This window comes from Caulobacter sp. CCNWLW153 (genome assembly GCF_036889365.1).
In the GTDB taxonomy this organism is placed as follows: Bacteria; Pseudomonadota; Alphaproteobacteria; order Caulobacterales; family Caulobacteraceae; genus Caulobacter; species Caulobacter radicis.
The window spans coordinates 288,816-309,558 of the sequence record NZ_JBAKFV010000006.1 but is presented as its reverse complement, the minus strand read 5'-3'; the positions used below and the strand labels follow the sequence as shown (position 1 = coordinate 309,558).

Here is a 20,743-nt window from a genome sequence, read left to right as displayed (position 1 = left end):
TTCCCGGGCGAGAGATCGGCGCTTGCGCCGGACTCTCAACGCCGCGCCGAAGCTTTAGTTCTAGCACAAATCGGGATCGGCTCCGACGACCAGACCGGGCGACGAAACGGCGCAGCCGGGATCCCGAACCATAGCGTCGCTTGAACGTTTTTATTGGAGCGGCTTTCGCTGGGGCCTTCCCCGGCTCGGGGTTTCGAAAGGGCCCGCCATGTCACCGACCTTCGAAGACGCGCTGGAAGTGGTCCTCAGCCACCTCGACAATCCACCGGCCGAGGGAACGCCGGAGGACGAAGCCTTTCTGGCCGCCCTCGGCGAGGTTCTCGTCGCCTCCCAAGGCGGTCTGGACAACGATGACGGCGCCAGGCAGGCTATCGTCATCGATGATGATCTGCGAACCCGGCTCGAGGCCATCGCCCATCGCCGTCGTCTCAACCCGTTCGGCGAACACCCCGACGGCATTGGCCCGACGCTCGGCATGGATCTACGGGTGAAACCGCCCGGTTGACGCGTTCGGCGCACTTTTCTTCCAGTGACCTGACGGGGAAAGCGGAGGAACGCGACGCGATCTCGCCAAGCTTTGCTTAGGCAGAAGCCGAAAGACAACGGGAAGCGCTAGCGCCAGCATGACACATACGGCGGCAGCGACGAAGAGATAGGGCATGTTTCGTATCCGAAGGGGCTAGCCAAGCGCGCCGCCGCTAGGGGCCGGCGCACGATGCGATTCCGGGCGACCTTCCAAGGAACGTCGCCCGGCGCTGTATTGCGGATGTCAGCGATCGTCGCGGAAATCGCCGCTGATGCTGTCGCTCAACCGATCGAGCCGAGCGGTGATGATCGCCCGCCCTCTGGGACCAAGATCGCCTTGACGGTTGCGCAAGGACCGCTCCTGGCGCTCGATCGCGGCCAGGGTTCGTGTCGCCTGGCCCGCCTCGGCCCGGCTCAGGCGACCGCTATAGGCGCCGCGATTGATGCGCTCGGCCAGTTGCGCCTGACGATCGTCGATGCTGAGCCTGCCGCGGCCGTCGGGATATTGACCGGCGGGATAGTCGGCGCGCGGGCGGCGAGCATCCGTCGAGACCCAGCCGCCACGGGCGTCGTAGTAACCGACCGTCTCGCCACGCACCCAGCGCCCGTTGGCGTAATAGCCCGGCTGCGGATCAGCGATCCAGGCTCCGTTGGCGGCGCGCCGTCCGCTCGGCTGGCCCGGCATCCAGCGTCCGTTGGCGTCGTAGCGACCGCTGGCTGCGCCCGCGATCCAGCGACCGGACCTGTCATAGTAACCGGAAGCGGCCGAGACCCAGCGACCGTCCTGGGCGTAGTAGCCGGTGGCCGAGGCTGGAACCCACAGACCGCTGGCATAGTAGCCGGACGCCTCGACGTCGGCGCTCGCCTGCATCCAGCGCCCGTCGGACGCGTAGTAGCCGCGTGGAGCCCCGTCGACCCAGTCGCCGTTGCGATCGAAATAGCCGGAAGCCTCGCTTCGCGAGACGGCGTTGGCGTGCCAGGCGCCCTGATTATCGTAGAAGCCATAGGCGCGGGCGCAGTCGGGACGCCCCTTGGCGACCTGATTACCGATCAGGGCGCCAGCGATGCCGCCGATAACGGCCCCTTCGCCACGATCGCCGCGGCCCGCCACGGCGCTGCCTGCCGCCGCCCCGACACCAGCGCCGAGGAGGGTTCCGGCCACACGATTGCTCTGCCGCTGCTCGCAGGTCTGTTGCGCGAGCGCGGCGGCGGGGATGAGGGCCGCGGCGCAGACGCCGGCGACCAGGAGTTGGATACGCATTTTGTGGGATTCCTTGGGATGAGACATACTCCTCCCGACCCACATCAAATGGCGATTTTATTAACAATATTCAAGAGCAAAGCAAAATATAAATCACGACAAGGCACTAATTCAATTCGATAATTACGGAACAAAATCGCCTTTGTCAGCAGAAATTATATTGTCATAATTCAAAATCACTACCCACCACCCCCTCGCAAAGTGTAAACGCGGAGCCTGTCCAGCCACAGCTGGTTACTTCAGGAGACCGGCCGCACGCAGCGCCTTGGCGATTACGTCCTGGACGCCTGCGGGCACGTGGCTGACAGCTTTCATGACCCCCTCTCCCAGACCGCCGATCTCGGGACGCTCCGGCTGGGCTGCAGGCTGCGTCGGCGCGATCGTTTCCAGCGCCCGCTCAGCCCCTCCATCGCCGCTCCGCTCGCCGCGCCCTTCGTCGATCTTCCAGAACCTGACGATCTCCAGGGACGAAGAAATCCCCGCCTCGAGCAAGAAGGGCCCCGCCTTGCCGACATCGCCGGCGCGCTTCATGGAAAGCGGGGCGCCATGGCCAAGGCCGCGAACGATGTTCAACTCGACGAGCGGCTCGCCCCCGGCGGACCGCCAGGTCGAGCGGGTTCCATGCGCCAGCGGCTCCACCCGATGCGGCGCGATGGGCAGCCCTTGCAGGGCGACCCACTGCTGGGCCAGGTCATGAGCGTTCTGGACATGCACGGTGCGGTCGGCGTCGCCGTGCCAGATCGACAGCCGGGGCCGGGAGCCGCCCTGGAAGGCGGGAACCAGAGCGGCGAAATCCGCGCCTGAACGAGCAGCGGGCCGGTTCATGACCTGCATCGCGCTCTGGACGTTGCGGGCCACGCCATAAGGCAGGCCCGCAATCACGGCGCCGCCCGCCAAGAGGTCGGGATAGACAGCCAGCATCACCCCCGCCATCGCCCCGCCCGCCGACAATCCCGTAACGAAGACCCGCTGCGGATCAAGATCATGAGCGTCGAGCAGATGACCGACCATCGCCGCGATGGAAGCGCCCTCTCCCTTGCCTCGCCGGATGTCGCCCGCCAGGAACCAGTTGAAGCAGCGATTGGGATTGTTGCTCTGAGCCTGCTGCGGCGCGAGGATCATGAAGCCCATGCGGTCGGCTAGGTCTAGCCAGCCGGCGCCTTCGGCGTAGGCCGCAGCAGTCTGGGTGCAGCCGTGCAGGACGACCACGAGCGGCGATCCGGACGCCAAGCCTTCGGGCCGATAGCTCAGCATCGTCAGGTGACCAGGATTGACGCCGAAATCGTCCGTGCGCTCCAGGCGCCCGATCGCGTCTGGAGCGGAAAACGAGGCGCGACGCAGGCGCGCCAGCATAGCGGTGGTGTCGCCGAGGCTCGGCATGGTGATGTCCTGAAAACAGCGAGGCGGAAAAGCCGCCGCCCAGTTCAAATGCTGCAACGCAGCAAAGGCGCCATCACGCTCGATCACGTCTTTCGGCGAAAACGGAAAAGGCGCCCCGACCACCGGGCATGCCGAGGTCGGGGCGATAGCTTCTAATACTCGCGACGGACCGGATCGGCGACGCCGCGATCCTCGGGTCGGACCACCTCGTCATCGATCAGCAGGTCGTCGCCCCGGCGCGTCGCGAACGAGCGATCCTCGCCGTAAAGGGCGCGCTCGCGACCGATCTGCTCGGCGCTATAGGGAGCCGCCAAGGGATCAAAGCCCGTCCAGCCGTCCTGGCGATAGGCCTCGCCGCGACGCGCGGCGTCCACGCCTCGCCCTTCGTCGAGAATCCGCTCGACAGCTTCAATCTCGCCGTCCTGCGCCCTGACGCTGACCAGGGCGCCGCCGCGCCGCACGCCCTCGGAATAGACGTTGGCCTCGTCATCGCTGTGACCGGCCTCCTTCAGAGCGCCGAGCAGGCCGCCCGTGGCGCCGCCGGCCGCCGCGCCGACGGCCGCTCCGACCGCCGTGGCCGCGAGCCAGCCGGCCGCGACGACGGGTCCCAGGCCGGGAATGGCCAGCATGCCGAGGCCGGCCAGCAGGCCCGCGCCGCCGCCGACCAGTCCGCCCGCGGCCGCCCCCTTGCCGGCGCCGTCGGCGACGTCGTTGTCACCGTCGCCATCGTGATCTCCCAGCGGACCGCCGGCCCTGCGCCCGTCGTCATGCCAGTTGTCGGTGTTGTCGGAGACCAGACTGATACGGTCTTCGGCGACGCCGTAGTCCTTGAGGTCCGCAATCGCGGCGAGCGCGTCGGTGTGGCTGTCGAACAGCCGGGTGATGGTCTTGCTCATGTGGTTCTTCCCAGAAAGATTGTGATTTGAGGCGAGCAAGGGCGGCCGAGCCTAGAGCTCGGTGATCGCGCCCTTGTAGTCGATGGAGACATTGACCTTGCGGCCGTCCTTGGTGGCTTTCCCCTGCCAAAGACCGTTGGCGTTCTGATTCAGAGGACCCAACTCGCTGTAGCCGGCCTTCTCAATGGCGGCCCGCGCCTGGTCGGCGGTGTAGGAACTGGCGCCCGGCGTCGGACCGGTCTCGCCGGTCGTCGGCGCGGTGTCGACCGCGGCATTGCCCGGAGCAGCCGGCGCGGAAACGGCCGGCCCCTCGACCTTCTCATGGTCGGCGCTCTTCTGGCCGCAAGCAGCCAGCAGCATCGCGGCGAGCGCGACGCCAATCGTGGTTTTCAGCATGTTCATGGATCTCCGAGAGGTCAGGGGATAAGCCTTCCCGACCAAACACGGTTGCATCACGATTATAAATTCATACCGAAGCTAGATAATTAGCTATGCCGAAAACCAAAAGAGATCGAAATAAAATTGACACGCCAATTTTGACACTAAGATATATTTAGTTCTTTCTGGAGCTCGGCAATATTGCCTTCAGACGCTGATCATCCAGGGCGGCCAGCCTCGCCGCCTCGGCGAGGGCCGACTGGAGCCTGGTCTTGAAGCCGGCGACCACATCGCCCTCGCCCTTCTGCATGGCCCGATATCCCGCCAGGGCCACGTGCGCCGGATCGGTCCTGCCGGAATGTCGTCGCCGCGCGGCGTCCAGAGGGTCGGCGTCGGCGAAGACGCCTGCATCCGTCGGGCCTGGCATCAGGCAACTCACCGTGACGCTGGTGTCCTTTAGTTCGTTGCGCAATGACCAGGCGAAACTGTCGAGGAAAGCCTTGCTGCCATTATAGACGGCCTGGAACGAGCCCGGCATGAAGGCGGCGATGGACCCCGTGATCAGAATCCTGCCTCGGTCGCGCTCGCGCATGTCCCTGGCCAGATGCTGGATCAGATAGACGGCGCCGATAACGTTGGCGTCGATCACCAGTCGCGCCTCGCTCCAGTCCTGATCCAGAAAGCCGTAGCCCAGACCACGGTCAGCATTGATCATCAGAGCGTCGACAGGACGATCGGCGACCAGCTCGACGAGTTCATCCACGCCCTGAATCGTCGAAAGGTCGACCTGCAGCGCATAGACCCGTCCTCCGTACTGGTCGAGCCCAGCCTTGGCTTCGACGATCGAGGACAGGTCCGCGACGATGACGAGGTCATAGCCGTCCTCGGCAGCCAGACGGGCCAGTTCATATCCCACGCCCGAAGCAGCGCCGGTGACGACGGCCAGCGGCCTGAGGTCATCGATCATCTGGCGACCATTCGCGGAGGAGGCTTGCGAGCAGGCGCGGGCGACGCGCCGCCCTTCAGCCAGCAAGCGACGGTTTCGTTTTTCATGAGATATCTCCCGCTCAGATAACCACCCTGTCCTCCTGGCGTTCCCCCTTTCAAACCAAACACTTGCTATGTCGGGCAATCGACATTCCACCGGAAACGCAAGGTTAGCTTCCCTCCCGGATCAACAGTCGCCACGGCGCGTTGGATGCTCGGACCATTAAGGGACGCATCATGAACGACCAGGCCGCCGACAAGCCCTTCCTCAGCGACGTGCAGACCTTGCGCGCCAGGGCGCGGGAACACCTCGAGGACGGCGCTCTGACGCCCGCCTATGGCGGCGACGTCAACAAGACCATCGAGATCCTGCAGACCGTGCTGGCCACCGAACTGGTGTGCGTGTTGCGCTACACCCTGCACTCGATCATCGCCTCGGGCATCTCAAGCCAGGGCCCCAAGGCCGAATTCGCCGAGCACGCCAAGGAAGAGCACGCGCACGCCCTGGCCGTCGCCGAGCGCATCACCCAGTTGGGCGGCACGCCGAACTTCAGTCCGGAAGGCCTGGCCACCCGTTCGGCCTCGCAATATGTCGAGGGCGAGAACCTGATCGACATGATCAAGGAGAACCTGATCGCCGAACGGATCGCCGTGGAGCACTATCGCGAGCTGATCCGCTATTTCGGCGACGACGATCCGACCACGCGGGTGATGCTGGAGGGCATCCTCGCCGTCGAGGAAGAGCATGCCGACGACATGCACGACCTCTTGGTCGCGCATGAAGGCACGCCGATGCTCGAGGATGCCTGACTTGTCCGCACAGGTCGCGCTCGCGACGTCATCGCCCCCGCTGTCGGCCGCAAAGGTGCTGGCCGCCCTTCGCAAGGCCGTTCCCGTCATTCGGTCCCGCGCCGCCGACCTGGACGCCCGTAGCGCCTTCCCCGCCGAGGACGTCGATTTCCTGGCCCAGATCGGCGCCCTTGAGGTGATGGCCGGCGACACGCCCTCCCCCCGCGAGTTGATGGAGGCGCTGCGCCTTGTCGGCCGGGCCAACCTCAGCCTGGGCCGGATCTTCGAGGGCCACGTCAACGGCGCCCGCCTGATCGCCTGGCACGGCTCGGCCGAACAGAGACGGACCCTGGACGCAGACCTGGCCGCGGGAAAGGTCCTGGGCGTCTGGAACACCGAGCCTGCGCCTGGCGTGACGATCGCCCAAGGCGGACTTCGAGGCGCCAAGTCCTACGCCACAGGCGCGGGTCACATAGACATCGCCGTGGTGACCGCCGCCACGTCGGAGGGCAAGCAGATGGTTCTGGCGCACGCCTCAGATCCGGCCCGCGCCGATCCATCGGCCTGGCGGGTGCGGGGCATGAGGGCGACGGTCAGCGGGACTTACGACCTCACCGGCCTGCCCGTGAATGCGGCGACGCGACTGGGCGCGCCAGGCGATTACGAATGCGAGCCGCGCTTCTCGGCCGGCGCATGGCGCTTTACGGCGGTGCAGCTTGGCGGGGTGGAACACGTGCTGACCCTGCTGCGCGATCACCTGGCGGCCTCGCCTGCCGGCCAGGACCCTATTCACCGCGCCCGCTTCGGCAAGGCCCTGGCGGCCGCCCGATCGGCCTATCTGTGGGTGCGCGAGGCGGCCGATCGGGCCGAGGCCCCGAACGCGGGACCCGAAACGATCAGCTTCGTCCTGATGACCCGAGGCGTCGTCGAGGAGGCCGGCCTTGCCGTTATGGAAGCGGCTGCGCGCAGCGTCGGAACGCGAGCCTTCTTCGTTGACAACCCCCTGGACCAGGCCTGCCGCGATCTGGCGCTCTATCTGCGCCAACCGGTTCCGGACCAGGCGCTGGACCGCGCGGCGGCGGCTTTCCTGGCGCAGGACGCATGGGCGGACGATCCCCTGTGGTGACGGCGCTTGGCGAACCGGCCTGGGCCGCCCTGGTCAACCAGGCCTTCAATCTTGAGGCCAAGGTGCTGGACGGCCTGTCGCCGTTCCTGATCCTGGCGCCGCATCCCGACGACGAGACGCTTGGCTGCGGCGGCCTGATCGCCCGTGCGAGCAAGCTGGGCCTGAAACCTCGCGTGGTCTACCTCACCGACGGCGAGGGGTCGCATAAGGGCTCGGCCACCTGGCCGCCGAGGCGGCTGGTTCGCGCCCGGCGGCAAGAAGCCCTGGCGGCCCTCGACATTCTTGGCGTTCCGCCCGACGACGTTCACTTCGTGGGCTGGCCGGACGGTGCGCCCCTCCCCCGCGATCAGGCCGCCTATGCCGACACGCTGCGCGACCTGCGCGAATGGTCCGACCGCTTCAAGCCGTGGAGCGTCTGGGCGCCGTGGCGTCATGAACAGCATTGCGACCATGTCGCAGCCAATCTTCTGGCTTCCGACTACATCGCCTCGATCGACACCCGCGAGCCGGTGAAGATGGAGTACCTGGTCTGGGGTTGGGCCGATCCGGACCTGGCTCACCGCCACGGGGCCAAAGGCGTCTGGGGCCTGATGTGCGGCGACGAGATCGCTCGGCGTCGACGGGCCCTGGCCTGCCACGAAACCCAGATGACGCCGCTGATCCAGGACGCCGCCGAGAGTTTCAGGGTGTCGCCCCAACTGGCGGCCCTGACCGATCGGCCGGTCGAGATCTTTCTGGAGTGCCGCCGTTGAGGAAGACCCGCTCGCTCGAGCCCGGCTATTTCGAGGGCCTCTACGCGGCCAATCCCGACCCATGGGGTTTCGAAACCAGCGATTACGAGCGCGAGAAGTATGAAGCCACCCTCGCCGCCCTTGGCGGCGAGCAAGCCACGCGGGGCCTGGAGGTCGGCTGCTCGATCGGCGTCCTGACCCGGCGGCTGGCCGCGCGCTGCGACCACCTGCTGGCGCTCGACGTCTCGGCGACTGCGCTCGAACAAGCCCGTCGGCGCTGCACGGACCTGGCCAATGTGCAGTTCGCCCAGCTTCAGATTCCCCAAGATGACGTCGCCGGCGCCTTCGACCTGATCGTGTTGTCGGAGGTCGCCTATTATTGGGACGACACCGATCTGGCCCTGGCGGCCAAGGCCTTTGGCGCGGCGCGCATTCCGCGCGGCCGCATCCTGCTGGTCCACTGGCTGGGCGAGACCGACTATCCCAAGACCGCCGATGAGGCCGTCGAGACCCTCCGAGCCCACCTGGGCGAGGCCATCAGCGTCGAGACGGCGCAACGCAACGCCGCCTATCGCCTTGACCTGTGGCGCTGGATCTAGCCGGCCTTCGACAGCATCAGCCGCTCGCGCCCGATCCGCACGAGGGCGCGCGCCCTGTCGACCTCGGCCGGAAGATCCGCGAAGGTCAGGGCCGGTCCGCATGTCGCCAGGCCGAGCGCGACATTGAGCGGCGGCGCCTCGTGAATGGGTTCGTCGATGGCCTGGCGTCCCCACAAGTCCAGCGTATCGGAAGTTCCTCCAACGGCGCGACCGGCCAGGCGACAGGAGGTAAAGACCTTGACGTCGATCGGATGGCGAACCCTCCCGCCGGCGGCCCGCACGGCTTCGAACAGCGCCTTGTCCTCCCCGACCGGCGGGGCGGGCGCGCCGCCGATCCGGGCGTACACGCCCAGGGTCAGGGCCATGCTGGCGCCCCCTTCATAGGAATGGTGCGGCCAAGCCTCGCCGCTCCGCCCCGCTCGCAAGGCGTCGAGGGCGGCATAGTAGCGGCGAAGCAGGGCCAGGCGCGCGCGATGCTCGCGATCCAGCCCGCGAAGCTCTGTCCCCTTCAGCCGCGCCAGCCCCGCCACCGCGTCGTAGCCGGCGTCGACATGGTCCAGCGTCCGTAACAGCCAGTCGCCGGCGACCTGGGTGTCGGCGTCGGTGGTCGCCAGCAGGTCTTCGGGCGATCTGAGAAAGGCCGAGGCGGCCTCAAGCGCCGCTCGCCTGGCGCCGCCGGCATGCGCCTGGTCCGAAGCCAACCGCATCTCGACGACCTCGACGTCTGCGCCCATCCGTCGGGCAAGCGCGGCGGTTTCGTCCGAGCAGTTGTTGGCCAGCACCACAATGCGGAGCGAGGCGATCCGTTCGTCGCGCTCCATCGCCAGCAAACGTCCAAGGCAGACCTCTATCCAGGCCGCCTCGTTCTGCGCAGGCACGGCCACCGCCACGTGTCGCCTCACGACCAGATCCATGCGCATCGCGTTCCGCTCCTTCACGTCCGGCGAAAGCGCGCGGCGGGTTGCAAACTCTTCGAAGCCAAGAAGGTTCGAACCGGGGCGTCAACGAAATAAATAAATATTTCAATCTCTTATGTCGGATTGGCGACAGCAACTTCGATGAGGCCGAGACGTTGAAGCAGCCAACTGCTCACAACCGAAAGACGTCCCATGGCCACCCCGGCTAAGACCAAGGCCAAGACGGCCGGCGCGCATTCCACGCCCCCGACCAACGCCCCGCCCCCGCGTCCGGCGGGGCCCTCGACCGAAGGCGAGACCCTGATCCTTCCCGGCGGCGAGACCCATCAGCAGGCCGACGCCCCGGCCACGCAGCTGACCACCAACCAGGGCGTACCGATCGCCGACAACCAGAACTCGCTCAAGGCCGGCGCGCGCGGTCCGGTGCTGCTGCAGGACTTCATCCTGCGCGAGAAGATCATGCACTTTGATCACGAGCGCATTCCCGAGCGCGTGGTCCACGCCCGCGGCTCGGCCGCGCATGGCTTCTTCGAATGCCTGGAGTCTTGCGCCGACGTCACCATCGCCGACTTCCTGCAGCGACCCGGCGAGCGCATCCCGGTGTTCACGCGCTTCTCGACCGTGGCCGGCAATAAGGGCTCGGCCGACCTGCCGCGCGACGTACGCGGCTTTGCGGTGAAGTTCTATACGCAGGCAGGCAACTTCGACCTCGTCGGCAACAACATGCCGGTGTTCTTCATCCAGGACGCCATCAAGTTCCCCGACCTGATCCACGCGGCCAAGCAGGACCCTGACCGCGAGTTCCCGCAGGCGGCCACAGCGCACGACACGTTCTGGGACTTCATCTCGCTGACGCCCGAGAGCATGCACATGATCATGTGGGCGATGAGCGACCGGGCCATCCCGCGCTCCTTGCGCATGATGGAGGGCTTTGGCGTCCACACCTTCCGCCTGATCAACGCCGCTGGCCAGAGCACCTTCGTCAAGTTCCACTGGCGGCCCAAGCTCGGCTCTCAATCGGTGGTCTGGGACGAGGCGCTGAAGATCAACGGCGCCGATCCCGACTTCCATCGGCGCGACCTGTGGGAGGCCATCGAGGGCGGAGACTTCCCAGAGTGGGAGTTTTGCCTGCAGACCTTCACCCAGGAACAGGCCGACGGTTTCGACTTCGACGTGCTGGACGCCACCAAGCTGATCCCCGAGGAAGATGCGCCCCTGCGCGTCGTCGGGCGCATGGTGCTGGACCGCAACCCCGACAACTTCTTCGCCGAGACCGAACAAGTGGCCTACTGCGCCGCGCACGTGGTTCCGGGCATCGACTTCACCAATGACCCCCTGCTGCAGGGGCGCCTCTTTTCCTACCAGGACACCCAGCTCAAGCGCCTGGGCGGCCCCAACTTCCACCAGATCCCGATCAACCAGCCCAAGTGCCCGTTCCACAATCTGCAGCGCGACGGCCACATGCAGATGGGCGCGCCCAAGGGCCAGGTGAACTACGAGCCCTCGACCCTGGGGCCGGACGTGGCGCGCGAGTCCCAGGAGCGCGGCTTTACGACCTTCCCCAATCCCGAGGCCGGCGAGCAGCTGCGGGTGCGGCCCGAGAGCTTTGCCGACCACTACACCCAGGCCCGATTGTTCTTCGCCAGCCAGACCAAGCCCGAGCAGGATCACATCATCGCGGCCCTGGTCTTCGAGCTCAGCAAGTGCGTCACGCCAAGGGTGCGCGAGGCGGTGCTGTCGCGCCTGATCCACATCGACGAATTCCTGGCCCAGTCGGTGGCCGAGGGCCTGGGCTTCACGGGAAAGATCGTTCCGGCCGCCGCGCCGATCCTGGCCAAGGACATGACCCCCTCGCCCATGCTCAGCCTGCTGGCCAAGGCGCAGCCCACGCTGGAAGGCCGCAAGGTCGGCGCCCTGGTCAGCGACGGGGCTGACGACAAGCTGCTGGCCAAGCTAAAGACGGCCGTCGAGGCGGCCGGCGCGCGGCTGCAGATCATCGCCCCGACCATCTATGGCGTCACGACGGCCGGTGGAGACCTACTGCCTGCCGACCACAGGATCGACGGCGGCCCTTCGGTGCTGTTCGACGCGGTGGCGATCCTGCCGTCAGACGAGGGCGGCGCGCAGCTGGCCCTGGAAGCGGCGGCCGTCAACTTCCTGCGCGACGCCTACGGCCACCTCAAGGTCATAGCCTACCTGCCCTCGGCCGGTCCCCTGTTCGCCAAGGGCGGGATCACCGAGGTGGGACCGGACGACGACGAAGGCCTGATCGATCTCGAAGCCTCCAGCGTCGACGACTTCGTCGCCACGGCTTCCACGGGCCGGGTCTGGGCCCGCGAGCCTCTCGTGCGTCCGCCTCCCAAGCCGCTGGTCGCCGATCCCGCATGAGCGATCGGCGCACATGAGCGACGAGAGGATTGACTGCCTGATCGTCGGCGGCGGGCCTGCGGGCCTGACCGCCGCGATCTATCTGGCGCGCTTCCGGCTCTCGGTGGTGGTCGTCGACGCCGGCCACAGCCGCGCCGCCCTGATCGCGCTGACCCGCAACCATGCGGGCTTTCCCGAAGGCATATCGGGCAAGGCCCTGCTGGCGCGTATGCGTCGGCAGGCTGAGCTCCATGGCGCACGGATCATCCTGGGCCGGGTCGAAGAACTCGACGTCGCGCCCGAGGGCTTCGTCGTCCGCAGCTCGACCAGCGAGCTTCGGGCTGGCGCCGTATTGCTCGCGACCGGGGTGACCAATCTTCGCCCCCCGATGGACGAGACGCTTCACATGCGGGCGCTGGAGCAAGGCCGCCTGCGCTACTGCCCGGTCTGCGACGGATACGAAGTGACGGACCAACGGGTGGCGGTGATCGGCGTTGGCGCCCGCGCGGCGGGCGAGGCCGAATTCCTGCGCGCCTATACGGCGAGCGTCACGCTTATCGCTCTGGAGGCCGATGACGGCCTCGACGACAGTCAGCGCCGGCGTCTCGATGAGATCGGGGTCAGGCGCATCGCCGGCCCGGCCGGAGACTTCGCGCTGGAGGACGACAGCATCAGCCTGGCCTGCTCCAAGGGACGCCTGCGCTTCGATGCGATCTATCCTGCGCTCGGATCGGAGGTTCACTCCGACCTGGCGCACGGCCTGGGCGCGGCGGTGACGCAAGACGGCTGCATCAGGGTGGACGCCCATCAACGGACGAGCATCGACGGCCTGTACGCCGCCGGCGACGTCGTGCTGGGCCTGGACCAGATCAGCCACGCCATGGGCGAGGCCGGCGTCGCCGCCACGTCCCTGCGCAACGATCTGGCCAAGCAGGCGCCGTTCCTGCGCTGACCAGGGGAGGCTGCGGGAAACGCCCCGAAGCCCCCCCTGGCCGACAGGCCTAGCGCGGATCGCGCAAATAGACGGTCCTGCTGCGGCCGCGCAGAAGCAGTCCCAATACGATGCCGACGGCCGCCGCGATGGCCACGGCCGGAAGCGGCTTGTCCTTCACATAGGTCTCGACGGTGTCGAGGCGTTCGCGCATCCCGCCGCGCACCGTATCCAGCGCGCCCTCGAGCCGGTCGCGCACATCGTCGGTGAGCTTGCCGTAAGCGCGCTGGGCGCCGCCGGCGGCTTGGTTGAGCTTGCCCTTGATCTGGGTGGCGCTGTCGCCGGTCAATCCGCCGACGGCGTCCTGGACCCGGCCGACGCCCTGGCGGGCGACGCCTGTGACTTGATCGTCCATCGGTCTGTCCTTTGCTTGCCGCCGAACGCGGCGACAGACCAATCCGCCAACCCGCATGGGTGTTCCGGGGAATGTTCGCCGGCGTTCGACTGGCGTTCTATCTCTGCTCCCGATCGATCAGCCGGCGCTCCGCCCGGCGCGCCCGACGGTTCCTGCGCGCCAGACGCAGATATCCGCCGCAGACGAGAACGAAACCGCCCGCGACAAGGATCAGCGCCAGTCCGATGTGATCTCGCACAGGCCAGCCATAGAAGCGCGCCGCGACGATGAAGCCCAATAGAGCGAGCGCGGCGCCGCAGACACCGGCCATAAAGGCTCCGCCAACGGGCTTTGGCGCATACGCCTCGGCCCGATCCTCAGCCAGCATCTCGCGTTCGGTCTCGTTCATTTCGTAGTCTAACATGGTCACGACGCTAGGCCCCGCGATCATCGCCTCCGCGCGAACGGAGCAGTTCCAGAATTCCCGAAAGCGACACCCGCTACGACAAGTTGGCAGCAACCATCCCTCCAGCGTGCTCATCGCCGCCCTCTGCGCATAAAGGCTCAATTGAATCCGGACGCGAACGATTTAGCGCCGGAGCTATCCTGCGCCGACCTTGAACATTGCCGAGGTCGGCGCGCCGGTTTTTAGGAAATTCCGGATTCGGTCTGGCGCGGCGTCGGTCGGCGAATGCGTTCGCCCCGCTTGCAAGGCGCCTAGCGGCAAAGCGCGCCGCCAGCCAATTCATGCTGGCGCCCGCTCCATGCCGCCCGCACAGCCGGATCAACCAGGATGTCGGCGATGTCCTGAACGTCGCGGACCTCGTGGGGTCCCTTGCGCACTTCCAGCAGCGGATTGTACCGCGCCGAGCGCGGATCCGTCGGATTGAACAGCAGGCAGTGGGAGAACTTCGACCGCCAGCCGGCCGTCAGCATCCAGTTCTCGCCCTTGCTGTCGTGGACCACGCAGCTGCCGGTCCACGACAGCAGGGTGGGCACGACCAGGCCCACGCCCTTGCCCGAGCGGGTCGGGGCGAAGGCCATGACGTGCTCGGGCCCGTCGTGGCGCAGGTAGCGGCCGTCGAGCTTGCCCAGGAAGACGCCCGAGGAACCCAGCAAGCCAGCCCGGGCGGCCTCGCGCCGGCTGGTCCAGCGCGAGGAGCCGAAGGTGGTGACGCGGCCGCCTTGCCGAGCCCGCCAGAGCGAGCCGGCGATGGCGCCGGCTCAGCCCAGGAAGCCGCTGGCTCCCGCCAGCGGGCCGGCGCGGTCGAAGACCTCCGGCGCATAGGCCTCGTAGTGGAACCACCAGCCTGATCACGCGTGGTCTCCAGGTTCCCGACCAAGCCTTCGCGGCCGCTGAGATCGAGCGCGTCGGCTATGAACGACTGCGCATCTACTTTCGAAGTCGACGCGATCACACCCAGCCGGGCAAGCCTTTCAGGGCCAACACCTCCTACCGGGACATCCTGCGGATCTACGAGTGCGACCAGCGGCTCCGGGCCCTGGTGTTCGAAGCCTGCGGCACGTTCGAGCTGACCTTCCGCAACGCCATCGGCGAGGTGCTGAGCCAGAACCACGGCAGCCACCCGCACCGTGACCTCGCCGCCTTCGCCGACGCCGTCAGCCGGCGCGACGCCATGGAGCTGCTGGCCGGCGAGCTTAACCGCGCACCGCAAGGACCTCGTCGAGCGCCGACAGCAGGCGGGCCGCTTCAATCGGCTTGCCAAGGTGGCGATCGGCGCCCGCCTCGAAGCTGGCCCGCAGATGCTCTGGCAGGACATTGGCGGTGAGCATGATGATCGGGCAGGGGCGCTGTCCCAGGCGACGCTGCCGGGCGCGGATCTCGCGGGTGGCGCTCAACCCGTCCATGACCGGCATCTGCATGTCCATCAAGACCAGATCGAAATCGCCCGCCCCGAAGGCCTCCACCGCCTGACGGCCGTCACACACCGAGGTCAGCTCCGCCCCGACCTCGCCCAGGATCAGCTCGATGACCTTTCGGTTCACGGGGTGATCCTCGGCCAGCAGCACGCGCACGGCGCGCTCTCGGCAGACCTGGGGCGCGGGCGCCTCAAGCACCGGCGGGGCGTCGGGCAGGGTGAGAGCGAAGGCGAACGACGACCCCGCGCCCGGCGCGGAAACCGCCGATAGCGCCCCGCCCATGGCCCGGACGAGATCGGCGCTGATCGCCAACCCCAGTCCCGATCCGCCATAGCTACGGGTGATGGAGTCGTCGGCCTGGGCGAAACGGTCGAAGATTCGGGACTTGGCGGCCGCGTCGAAGCCGATGCCTGTATCGCACACCAGGAACCGCCATCCCTCCTCGACGGCGGCGACCTGCAGGTTCACCAAGCCCTCATGAGTGAACTTCACAGCGTTGCTCAGCAGGTTGCCCAGCACCTGGCGGAGGCGAACGGCGTCTCCGACCACCCAGCGCCCGCCCGGGGGAGCCTGGACTGTATAGGTCAGGCCCTTGGCCTCGGCCGTCGGCCGATGCAACTCGCCGACCTCGCGCGCCAGCCCCAGCAGGTCGAACGGCTCCTGAGCGATGCGCAGCGCCCCCTCCTCCGAACGCGCCAGGTCCAGGACGTCGCTGAGCAGGACCTCAAGGGTGCGCGCCGCGCCGGTCATGGCGCGCAGCAACTCGGCTTGTTCCGGGGCCAGGGCCGTGCGCGAGAGAACATCGCCCAGACCGAGGATCCCGTTCAGGGGCGTGCGTATCTCATGGCTCATATTGGCCAGGAACCGGGTCTTGGCCTCACTGGCGACGCGAGCCTGGTGCAGGGCCTCGCGATCGGAAATGTCGCGAACGATCGCGCCAACCATGGTGCGTTCATTGTCTCGCCACATCGACAGCGACAGGCTGGCGGGAAACTCCGAACCGTCGCGGCGCAGGGCTGGCACCTCGACCGCGCCGGCCAGGGTCGGCCGGCCGCCGTTGCAAAGCCGGGCAAAGCCGCGATCATGGCCAGCGCGCAGGCGTGGCGGAATGATCATCCGCAGAGCCCGGCCCAAGGCCTCGCGCGCCGGATAGCCAAAGAGCGCCTCGGCGGCGGCGTTCCAGTGCATGATGATCTGCCGCTCATCCACGATCAGCACCGCGTCGGAGGTGCCGTCGAACAGCTGCGACAGGAAGAGCTTTTCCCGCCGCGTCTCCAGGCGCTCGCCGACGATGCGCGCCAGGAGGTCGAGCTGGTGCAGTTGGCTCGCCGTGAAGAGACGAGGCGCCAGACTCGTGGCGCAGACCGTACCGACGACGTGATCCTGAACGAGGACGGGTGCGCCTGCATAGGCGCCGACATAGTCGATGTGGGAAAATTCCGGGTCGCGCCCGACATCCTCAAGGACGACGCGCGCCTTGGTCTTCACCACCCGGTCGCAGAAGGCCTGGGACCTTGGGAGGCTCTTGGCGGCGACGCCGGAGGCGGCCTTGAACCAGACCTCATCGGCGCCGACGAAAGTCACGAAGCCGCAGTCCGAAAGGACCGCCGCCCGCGCGCTTTCGGCGATCAGGTCGAGCGCGCGCTCACGCTCGTAGTCCAGTAATCCCAGGGACTGCAGGATGGCTAGTCTCTGATCGCTGTCTTTGGCTTGACCCGTATCCAAGACGCTCCCCCTCCGCGAGCCGCCACAGTCGACCCGGAAGGTTTGCCTGGCCATTGATCCGGGCTGAGGTTGATTGTCGCAGCCTGACGCGGGCCAGGCGCGCGCCTTGGGTTCAAATCATGGAACCCAAGCCTGACCTTGGCGATTGTCCGCAGCGGTGCAGCGGCTGGCGAAGGGCGACCGATGTGACTCTCCACGATCTGGCGTTTCTTGGGACCGGCAGCGCCTTGGGCCTGCTGATGGCCGAGCGCGACTGGTCCGACAGCCCTCTGGGACCGCCCGCCGGCTGGTCGCCCAGCCTGAAGACCACGGTCGGGCTGATGTTGCCGGCCAGCGCCCAGATCGTCCTCTTCTGGGGCGAGAAGTACTGCGCCCTCTATAATGACGCCTACGCGCCGACGATCGGCGACAAGCACCCGCGCGCCCTTGGACGACCGGCCAGCGAGGGCTGGGCCGAGCTCTGGGACGATCTTGGCCCGCTGCTGGACAGCGTGCGCGAGACGCGCGCCACCTTCGAGGCCCGGGACCGTCAGTTCTACATCGAGCGGCATGGATACCCTGAGGACGTGTGGTTCGACGTTTCCTACTCGGCCGTGCTGGACGCGGACGGGTCGGTCGGCGGCGTGCTCTGCATCGTCAACGAGACGACCCAGCGGGTGCTGGCCGAGCGGCGGCACAAGACGCTCCTTGCCCTGGCTGACCGGCTCGCCCAGACCGCCGATGCGCAAGCGGCCAAGCGCGCGGCCGTCGCCTTGCTGGGCGAGACCCTGGGCGCAGCGCGGGTCGGCTATGCAGAGGTCTCGACCGACGACCAGAATCTCGCCGTCGCCTCCGACTGGACCACGCCAGGCATGTCGAGCCTTGGCGGCGAAAGCCGCCCCCTGGAGAGCTTCGGTCCGAAGATCATCGCCGCGCTGCGCGCCGGCGAAACCCTCAGACTGGACAGCCTGGCCGACGACATGCGCGCCGCGCCCCATGCCGATGGCTACGCCTCGATCGGCGTGCGGGCGATGATCGGCGTTCCCCTGGTGCGGGCCGGCCGCCTGACCGCCCTGCTCTATATCCACGAGGCCCAACCGCGGCGCTGGACCGAACACGACATCGCCTTGGCGCAGGCCGTGGCGGCCCGGACGTGGGATGCTGTGGAGCGAGCGCGGGCCGAACAGGCCCTGCATGCACTGAACGCCACGCTGGAAGCGCGCGTGGCCGAGCGTACAGCAGCGCTCGAGGAGGCGCAGGAGGCCCTTCGGCAATCGCAGAAACTGGAGGCCATGGGGCAGTTGACCGGCGGCGTGGCCCACGACTTCAACAATCTCCTGACGCCGATCTTCGCCAGCCTGGATCGACTCAAGCGCCAAGGTCTGGGCGGCGAGCGCGAGCAGCGGCTGATCGACGGCGCCCTGGCTTCGGCCGAACGCGCGCGCGACCTGCTGCAACGGCTCCTGGCCTTCGCCCGCCGTCAGCCGCTGCAGCCGAGCGCCGTGGATCTTGCCAGCCTGATCGCCAACATGGGCGCCCTGCTCGAAAGCGTCACCGGACCACAGATCCGGATCGTCACCGATGTGGAAGAGAATCTCGCGTGCGCCCATGGGGACCGCAACCAGCTGGAGATGGCGCTGCTGAACTTGGCGGTGAACGCCCGCGACGCGATGCCGGATGGCGGGACACTGCGACTTTCGGCCCGTTCGGCGAGCCAGGACCAGCCACAACCTGCAGGTCTCCCTGCCAACGCCTATGTCCGCGTGTCGGTCTCCGACACCGGCCATGGCATGGACGAGGCCACGCGGGCGCGGGCGATCGAGCCGTTTTTCTCGACCAAGGGGATCGGCAAGGGCACTGGGCTGGGTCTTTCAATGGTCCATGGCCTGGCCGCGCAACTGGGCGGCGTCCTGACCATCGCCAGCGCGCCGGGCGCGGGCTCCACCTTCGAGCTATGGCTCCCGGTGAGCCGTCAAGCGCTCGCCCTTACTCACGCGCCATCGGTCAAGCCGGCCAAACACGCCGGGGTGGCCCTCTTGGTCGACGACGAACCTCTGGTCCGGGCCTCAAGCGCCGACCAGCTCACCGAGCTTGGCTATATGGTCATCGAGGCCGGTGAGGCCGAAGCGGCCCTGGCCCTGCTCGACGACGGGCTCTGCCCCGACGTCATCGTCACCGACCACCTGATGCCCGGCATGTCCGGCGCGGAGTTCTGTCGCCGGGTTCGCGCCCGTTGGCCGGGCCGGGCGGTGCTGATCACCTCGGGCTATGCGGATGTCGAGGACCTGGCGCCGGACCTGCCGCGCTTGGTCAAGCCCTTCCGTCACGAGGACCTGGCCTCGGCTGTCGCCGCCGTGCGGCGGCTGGAAGCGATGTCCTAGGCTCGCCGCTCCGGCAGAGAACATGAAAACTCCCCGGGCCACGGCCCGGGGACTCCATGCAGGCCGCGCGTCCCTAGAGAGCGCGTCGTCCAGCGATCATGTGGTAGATCAACAGGACCACGACAGCGCCGATCGTCGCCACCAGAAGGCTGTAGAGGTTGAAGCCGGTGACGCCGGCGCTGCCGAACTGGTTGAACAGGAAGCCGCCGACGACCGCGCCGACGATGCCAAGAACCAGGTCGAGAACCAAGCCGCCGCCACTGCGGCTGACCAGCATGCTGGCGATGAAGCCGGCGATCAGGCCCAGAACGATCCAGGCGAGAATGGACATGAGATCCTCCAGGATTGAGAGCCGCTAACGGGCCGATGCCTTAATAGCCCTCGCCGCCACGCATCGTTCCCCACGCCCCTCCTCAAAGTCGCACGACGCCTTCTTCCTGCAGGGCTCGGCATGGGAGCGTCAGGACCACCTTCGCGCCGGGCGAGGCCCCGGCGGCGGAGCATCCCGCCCAGCTGCTGACCAGCGCTCCAACAACGATGCGCGCACCGCCGCCGGCCTTGCGGCCGGTTGGCCGCCGCCCCCCATCGTCGCGGCCCCTGAACACCAGGCTGTCCTGGTCGGCCAAGAAGCTCACCGGATGTCGCCGACACGATCTTCCGGGAAGGCGTGATAGCCGACATTAGACAGCTGCCGAACTTGCGACCTTGGACACACGCGCTCAAAACACTGCTTGGTGGTCTGTCCGCCAAAGGCCTCGGGCGCGACCACGCTGCTCGATGGGGCCCACGGCCGCCGAGCGTCGGCTTGGCGAGATCCAAGCCGGCCGATCGCTTGCGAAAAGCCGTTGCCTGTCACGCCATCAGCTGGGCGGCGCTGAGCCAAGCCGACTGCTGGTCGTCAGGCCCGCAGCAGCGCGTTTACGATGCGCCCCCCCTGCGAGGAAGCGCGCCCAGAGCGATCTCTTTCGACGCCGCGGACATGAGGCATCCTGGACAAGACTGAGATCTGCGACAGCCTGGCCGTCACGAAGCTACCGGCGCGACCGCTCCGGCCGGGGCGACGATCCCGCCCCTCCGTCGGGTCTCCCCCGATTGGTCAGCGGAAAGGCGTGAGCATCACGATTGCCCGCCCGTGAGCGGATTGGGCGCCCAGCCTCCATGGCGACCGCTCAGGCGCTCCAGTTCCTGCTGCATGCGCAGGACCTGACCGCCAAGGCTGGTGACGTCGTTCTGCAATTGGGCGTTCCGTTGCTTAAGATAGGCGTTCTCGCGACGCATCGCCTGGGCGTCTTCGTCGGTCATGAACGTGGTCCTTCTGGAACAGATAGCGGTTTCATGCGGATGGTCGCGTGCAGCAAGTCGACACGCTCGGGATAAAGACCGGGCGCCAGGAGCTCCTTTTGCGCGCCCTCGCGGACTTCACCCGTGTGACGATCGCCGAGGAAGCAGGCCCCGGCCCGAACCAACGCAACGAGATCCGGCGAACCCGACGATCG

The 20,743-nt window shown here is 67.4% G+C and carries 20 protein-coding genes and 2 pseudogenes; 9 read left to right on the top strand and 13 right to left on the bottom strand.

The features are described from left to right. The first annotated feature begins 208 nt into the window (after nucleotides 1-208). Entirely contained in the window at nucleotides 209-505 is a 297-nt protein-coding gene (locus tag V6S85_RS12360) for a hypothetical protein (protein ID WP_116490062.1), read from the top strand. 264 nt (nucleotides 506-769) lie between these two features. On the opposite strand, the gene V6S85_RS12355 is transcribed toward V6S85_RS12360, so the two are convergent. The 5 genes from V6S85_RS12355 to V6S85_RS12335 all read right to left on the bottom strand — a co-directional run bounded on the left by V6S85_RS12355 (nucleotide 770) and on the right by V6S85_RS12335 (nucleotide 5,407). Next, nucleotides 770-1,786 carry a glycine zipper 2TM domain-containing protein gene (locus tag V6S85_RS12355; RefSeq protein ID WP_334349045.1) on the bottom strand — a complete coding sequence of 339 codons (1,017 nt, stop codon included), beginning with the start codon at nucleotides 1,784-1,786 and terminating at the stop codon, nucleotides 770-772. A gap of 234 nt (nucleotides 1,787-2,020) precedes the next feature. After that, nucleotides 2,021-3,289, bottom strand: a complete 1,269-nt coding sequence (locus V6S85_RS12350) for an extracellular catalytic domain type 1 short-chain-length polyhydroxyalkanoate depolymerase (RefSeq protein WP_133244939.1) — start codon at nucleotides 3,287-3,289, stop codon at nucleotides 2,021-2,023. A gap of 29 nt (nucleotides 3,290-3,318) precedes the next feature. Beyond that, nucleotides 3,319-4,062: a hypothetical protein gene (locus tag V6S85_RS12345; protein WP_116490059.1), complete on the bottom strand. Its 744-nt coding sequence runs from the start codon at nucleotides 4,060-4,062 to the stop codon at nucleotides 3,319-3,321. 51 nt (nucleotides 4,063-4,113) lie between these two features. Beyond that, nucleotides 4,114-4,464: a hypothetical protein gene (locus tag V6S85_RS12340; RefSeq protein ID WP_244286843.1), complete on the bottom strand. Its 351-nt coding sequence runs from the start codon at nucleotides 4,462-4,464 to the stop codon at nucleotides 4,114-4,116. Nucleotides 4,465-4,615: 151 nt separating this feature from the next. Then, complete coding sequence (locus V6S85_RS12335; RefSeq protein WP_116490058.1) at nucleotides 4,616-5,407, bottom strand: SDR family NAD(P)-dependent oxidoreductase; 792 nt, start codon at nucleotides 5,405-5,407, stop codon at nucleotides 4,616-4,618. Between the two features lie 257 nt (nucleotides 5,408-5,664). Here V6S85_RS12335 and V6S85_RS12330 point away from each other — a divergent pair, with 257 nt between their 5' ends. From V6S85_RS12330 to V6S85_RS12315, 4 genes are read left to right on the top strand one after another with little or no spacing between them, the layout of a single operon-like run. Continuing rightward, a complete protein-coding gene (locus V6S85_RS12330) occupies nucleotides 5,665-6,237 on the top strand; it encodes a ferritin-like domain-containing protein (RefSeq protein WP_101717139.1) in 573 nt (190 codons plus the stop codon). Between the two features lies 1 nt (nucleotide 6,238). Beyond that, nucleotides 6,239-7,342: an acyl-CoA/acyl-ACP dehydrogenase gene (locus tag V6S85_RS12325; protein ID WP_208866885.1), complete on the top strand. Its 1,104-nt coding sequence runs from the start codon at nucleotides 6,239-6,241 to the stop codon at nucleotides 7,340-7,342. Next, entirely contained in the window at nucleotides 7,318-8,094 is a 777-nt protein-coding gene (locus V6S85_RS12320) for a PIG-L deacetylase family protein (protein WP_334349043.1), read from the top strand. The genes V6S85_RS12325 and V6S85_RS12320 overlap by 25 nt, the downstream gene beginning before the upstream one ends. Further along, the gene (locus V6S85_RS12315) at nucleotides 8,091-8,672 is read left to right on the top strand and encodes an SAM-dependent methyltransferase (RefSeq protein WP_334349042.1); all 582 of its coding nucleotides are present in this window, start codon (nucleotides 8,091-8,093) and stop codon (nucleotides 8,670-8,672) included. Before V6S85_RS12320 ends, V6S85_RS12315 begins: the two co-directional genes overlap by 4 nt. Here the strand turns inward: V6S85_RS12315 and V6S85_RS12310 are convergent. Further along, the gene (locus V6S85_RS12310; RefSeq protein ID WP_116566298.1) at nucleotides 8,669-9,592 is read right to left on the bottom strand and encodes a glycosyltransferase; all 924 of its coding nucleotides are present in this window, start codon (nucleotides 9,590-9,592) and stop codon (nucleotides 8,669-8,671) included. The two genes, V6S85_RS12315 and V6S85_RS12310, sit on opposite strands and share 4 nt — an antisense overlap. Nucleotides 9,593-9,781: 189 nt before the next feature. On the opposite strand from V6S85_RS12310, the gene V6S85_RS12305 reads away from it, so the two are divergent. Continuing rightward, entirely contained in the window at nucleotides 9,782-11,977 is a 2,196-nt protein-coding gene (locus V6S85_RS12305; RefSeq protein WP_334349041.1) for a catalase, read from the top strand. 13 nt (nucleotides 11,978-11,990) lie between these two features. Next, nucleotides 11,991-12,908 carry an NAD(P)/FAD-dependent oxidoreductase gene (locus tag V6S85_RS12300; protein ID WP_334349040.1) on the top strand — a complete coding sequence of 306 codons (918 nt, stop codon included), beginning with the start codon at nucleotides 11,991-11,993 and terminating at the stop codon, nucleotides 12,906-12,908. Between the two features lie 49 nt (nucleotides 12,909-12,957). Here the strand turns inward: V6S85_RS12300 and V6S85_RS12295 are convergent, their stop codons facing one another. From V6S85_RS12295 to V6S85_RS12285, 3 genes and pseudogenes are all read right to left on the bottom strand, one after another. After that, nucleotides 12,958-13,302, bottom strand: a complete 345-nt coding sequence (locus V6S85_RS12295) for a CsbD family protein (RefSeq protein ID WP_116566293.1) — start codon at nucleotides 13,300-13,302, stop codon at nucleotides 12,958-12,960. Between the two features lie 97 nt (nucleotides 13,303-13,399). Next, nucleotides 13,400-13,690, bottom strand: a complete 291-nt coding sequence (locus V6S85_RS12290) for a hypothetical protein (protein WP_334349038.1) — start codon at nucleotides 13,688-13,690, stop codon at nucleotides 13,400-13,402. 317 nt (nucleotides 13,691-14,007) lie between these two features. Continuing rightward, nucleotides 14,008-14,589 (bottom strand): annotated as a pseudogene (locus V6S85_RS12285) (type IV secretory system conjugative DNA transfer family protein); the annotation flags it as partial. Between the two features lie 2 nt (nucleotides 14,590-14,591). Here V6S85_RS12285 and V6S85_RS12280 point away from each other — a divergent pair. After that, nucleotides 14,592-14,900: pseudogene (locus V6S85_RS12280) on the top strand (Abi family protein); the annotation flags it as partial. Nucleotides 14,901-14,940: 40 nt separating this feature from the next. Here the strand turns inward: V6S85_RS12280 and V6S85_RS12275 are convergent. Beyond that, nucleotides 14,941-16,887 carry a hybrid sensor histidine kinase/response regulator gene (locus V6S85_RS12275; RefSeq protein WP_165828771.1) on the bottom strand — a complete coding sequence of 649 codons (1,947 nt, stop codon included), beginning with the start codon at nucleotides 16,885-16,887 and terminating at the stop codon, nucleotides 14,941-14,943. A 185-nt stretch (nucleotides 16,888-17,072) separates the two neighbouring features. Between V6S85_RS12275 and V6S85_RS12270 the strand changes: the two genes are divergently transcribed. Further along, a complete protein-coding gene (locus V6S85_RS12270; RefSeq protein WP_334349037.1) occupies nucleotides 17,073-19,247 on the top strand; it encodes a hybrid sensor histidine kinase/response regulator in 2,175 nt (724 codons plus the stop codon). A gap of 73 nt (nucleotides 19,248-19,320) precedes the next feature. On the opposite strand, the gene V6S85_RS12265 is transcribed toward V6S85_RS12270, so the two are convergent. The 3 genes from V6S85_RS12265 to V6S85_RS12255 all read right to left on the bottom strand — a co-directional run bounded on the left by V6S85_RS12265 (nucleotide 19,321) and on the right by V6S85_RS12255 (nucleotide 20,549). Further along, nucleotides 19,321-19,578 (bottom strand): GlsB/YeaQ/YmgE family stress response membrane protein, encoded by a 258-nt coding sequence (locus V6S85_RS12265; protein WP_116490050.1) that lies wholly within the window; start codon nucleotides 19,576-19,578, stop codon nucleotides 19,321-19,323. Nucleotides 19,579-19,660: 82 nt separating this feature from the next. Further along, nucleotides 19,661-19,882 carry a hypothetical protein gene (locus V6S85_RS12260; RefSeq protein WP_334349036.1) on the bottom strand — a complete coding sequence of 74 codons (222 nt, stop codon included), beginning with the start codon at nucleotides 19,880-19,882 and terminating at the stop codon, nucleotides 19,661-19,663. Nucleotides 19,883-20,363: 481 nt separating this feature from the next. Then, a complete protein-coding gene (locus V6S85_RS12255; RefSeq protein ID WP_116490048.1) occupies nucleotides 20,364-20,549 on the bottom strand; it encodes a hypothetical protein in 186 nt (61 codons plus the stop codon). Between the last annotated feature and the right edge of the window lie 194 nt (nucleotides 20,550-20,743).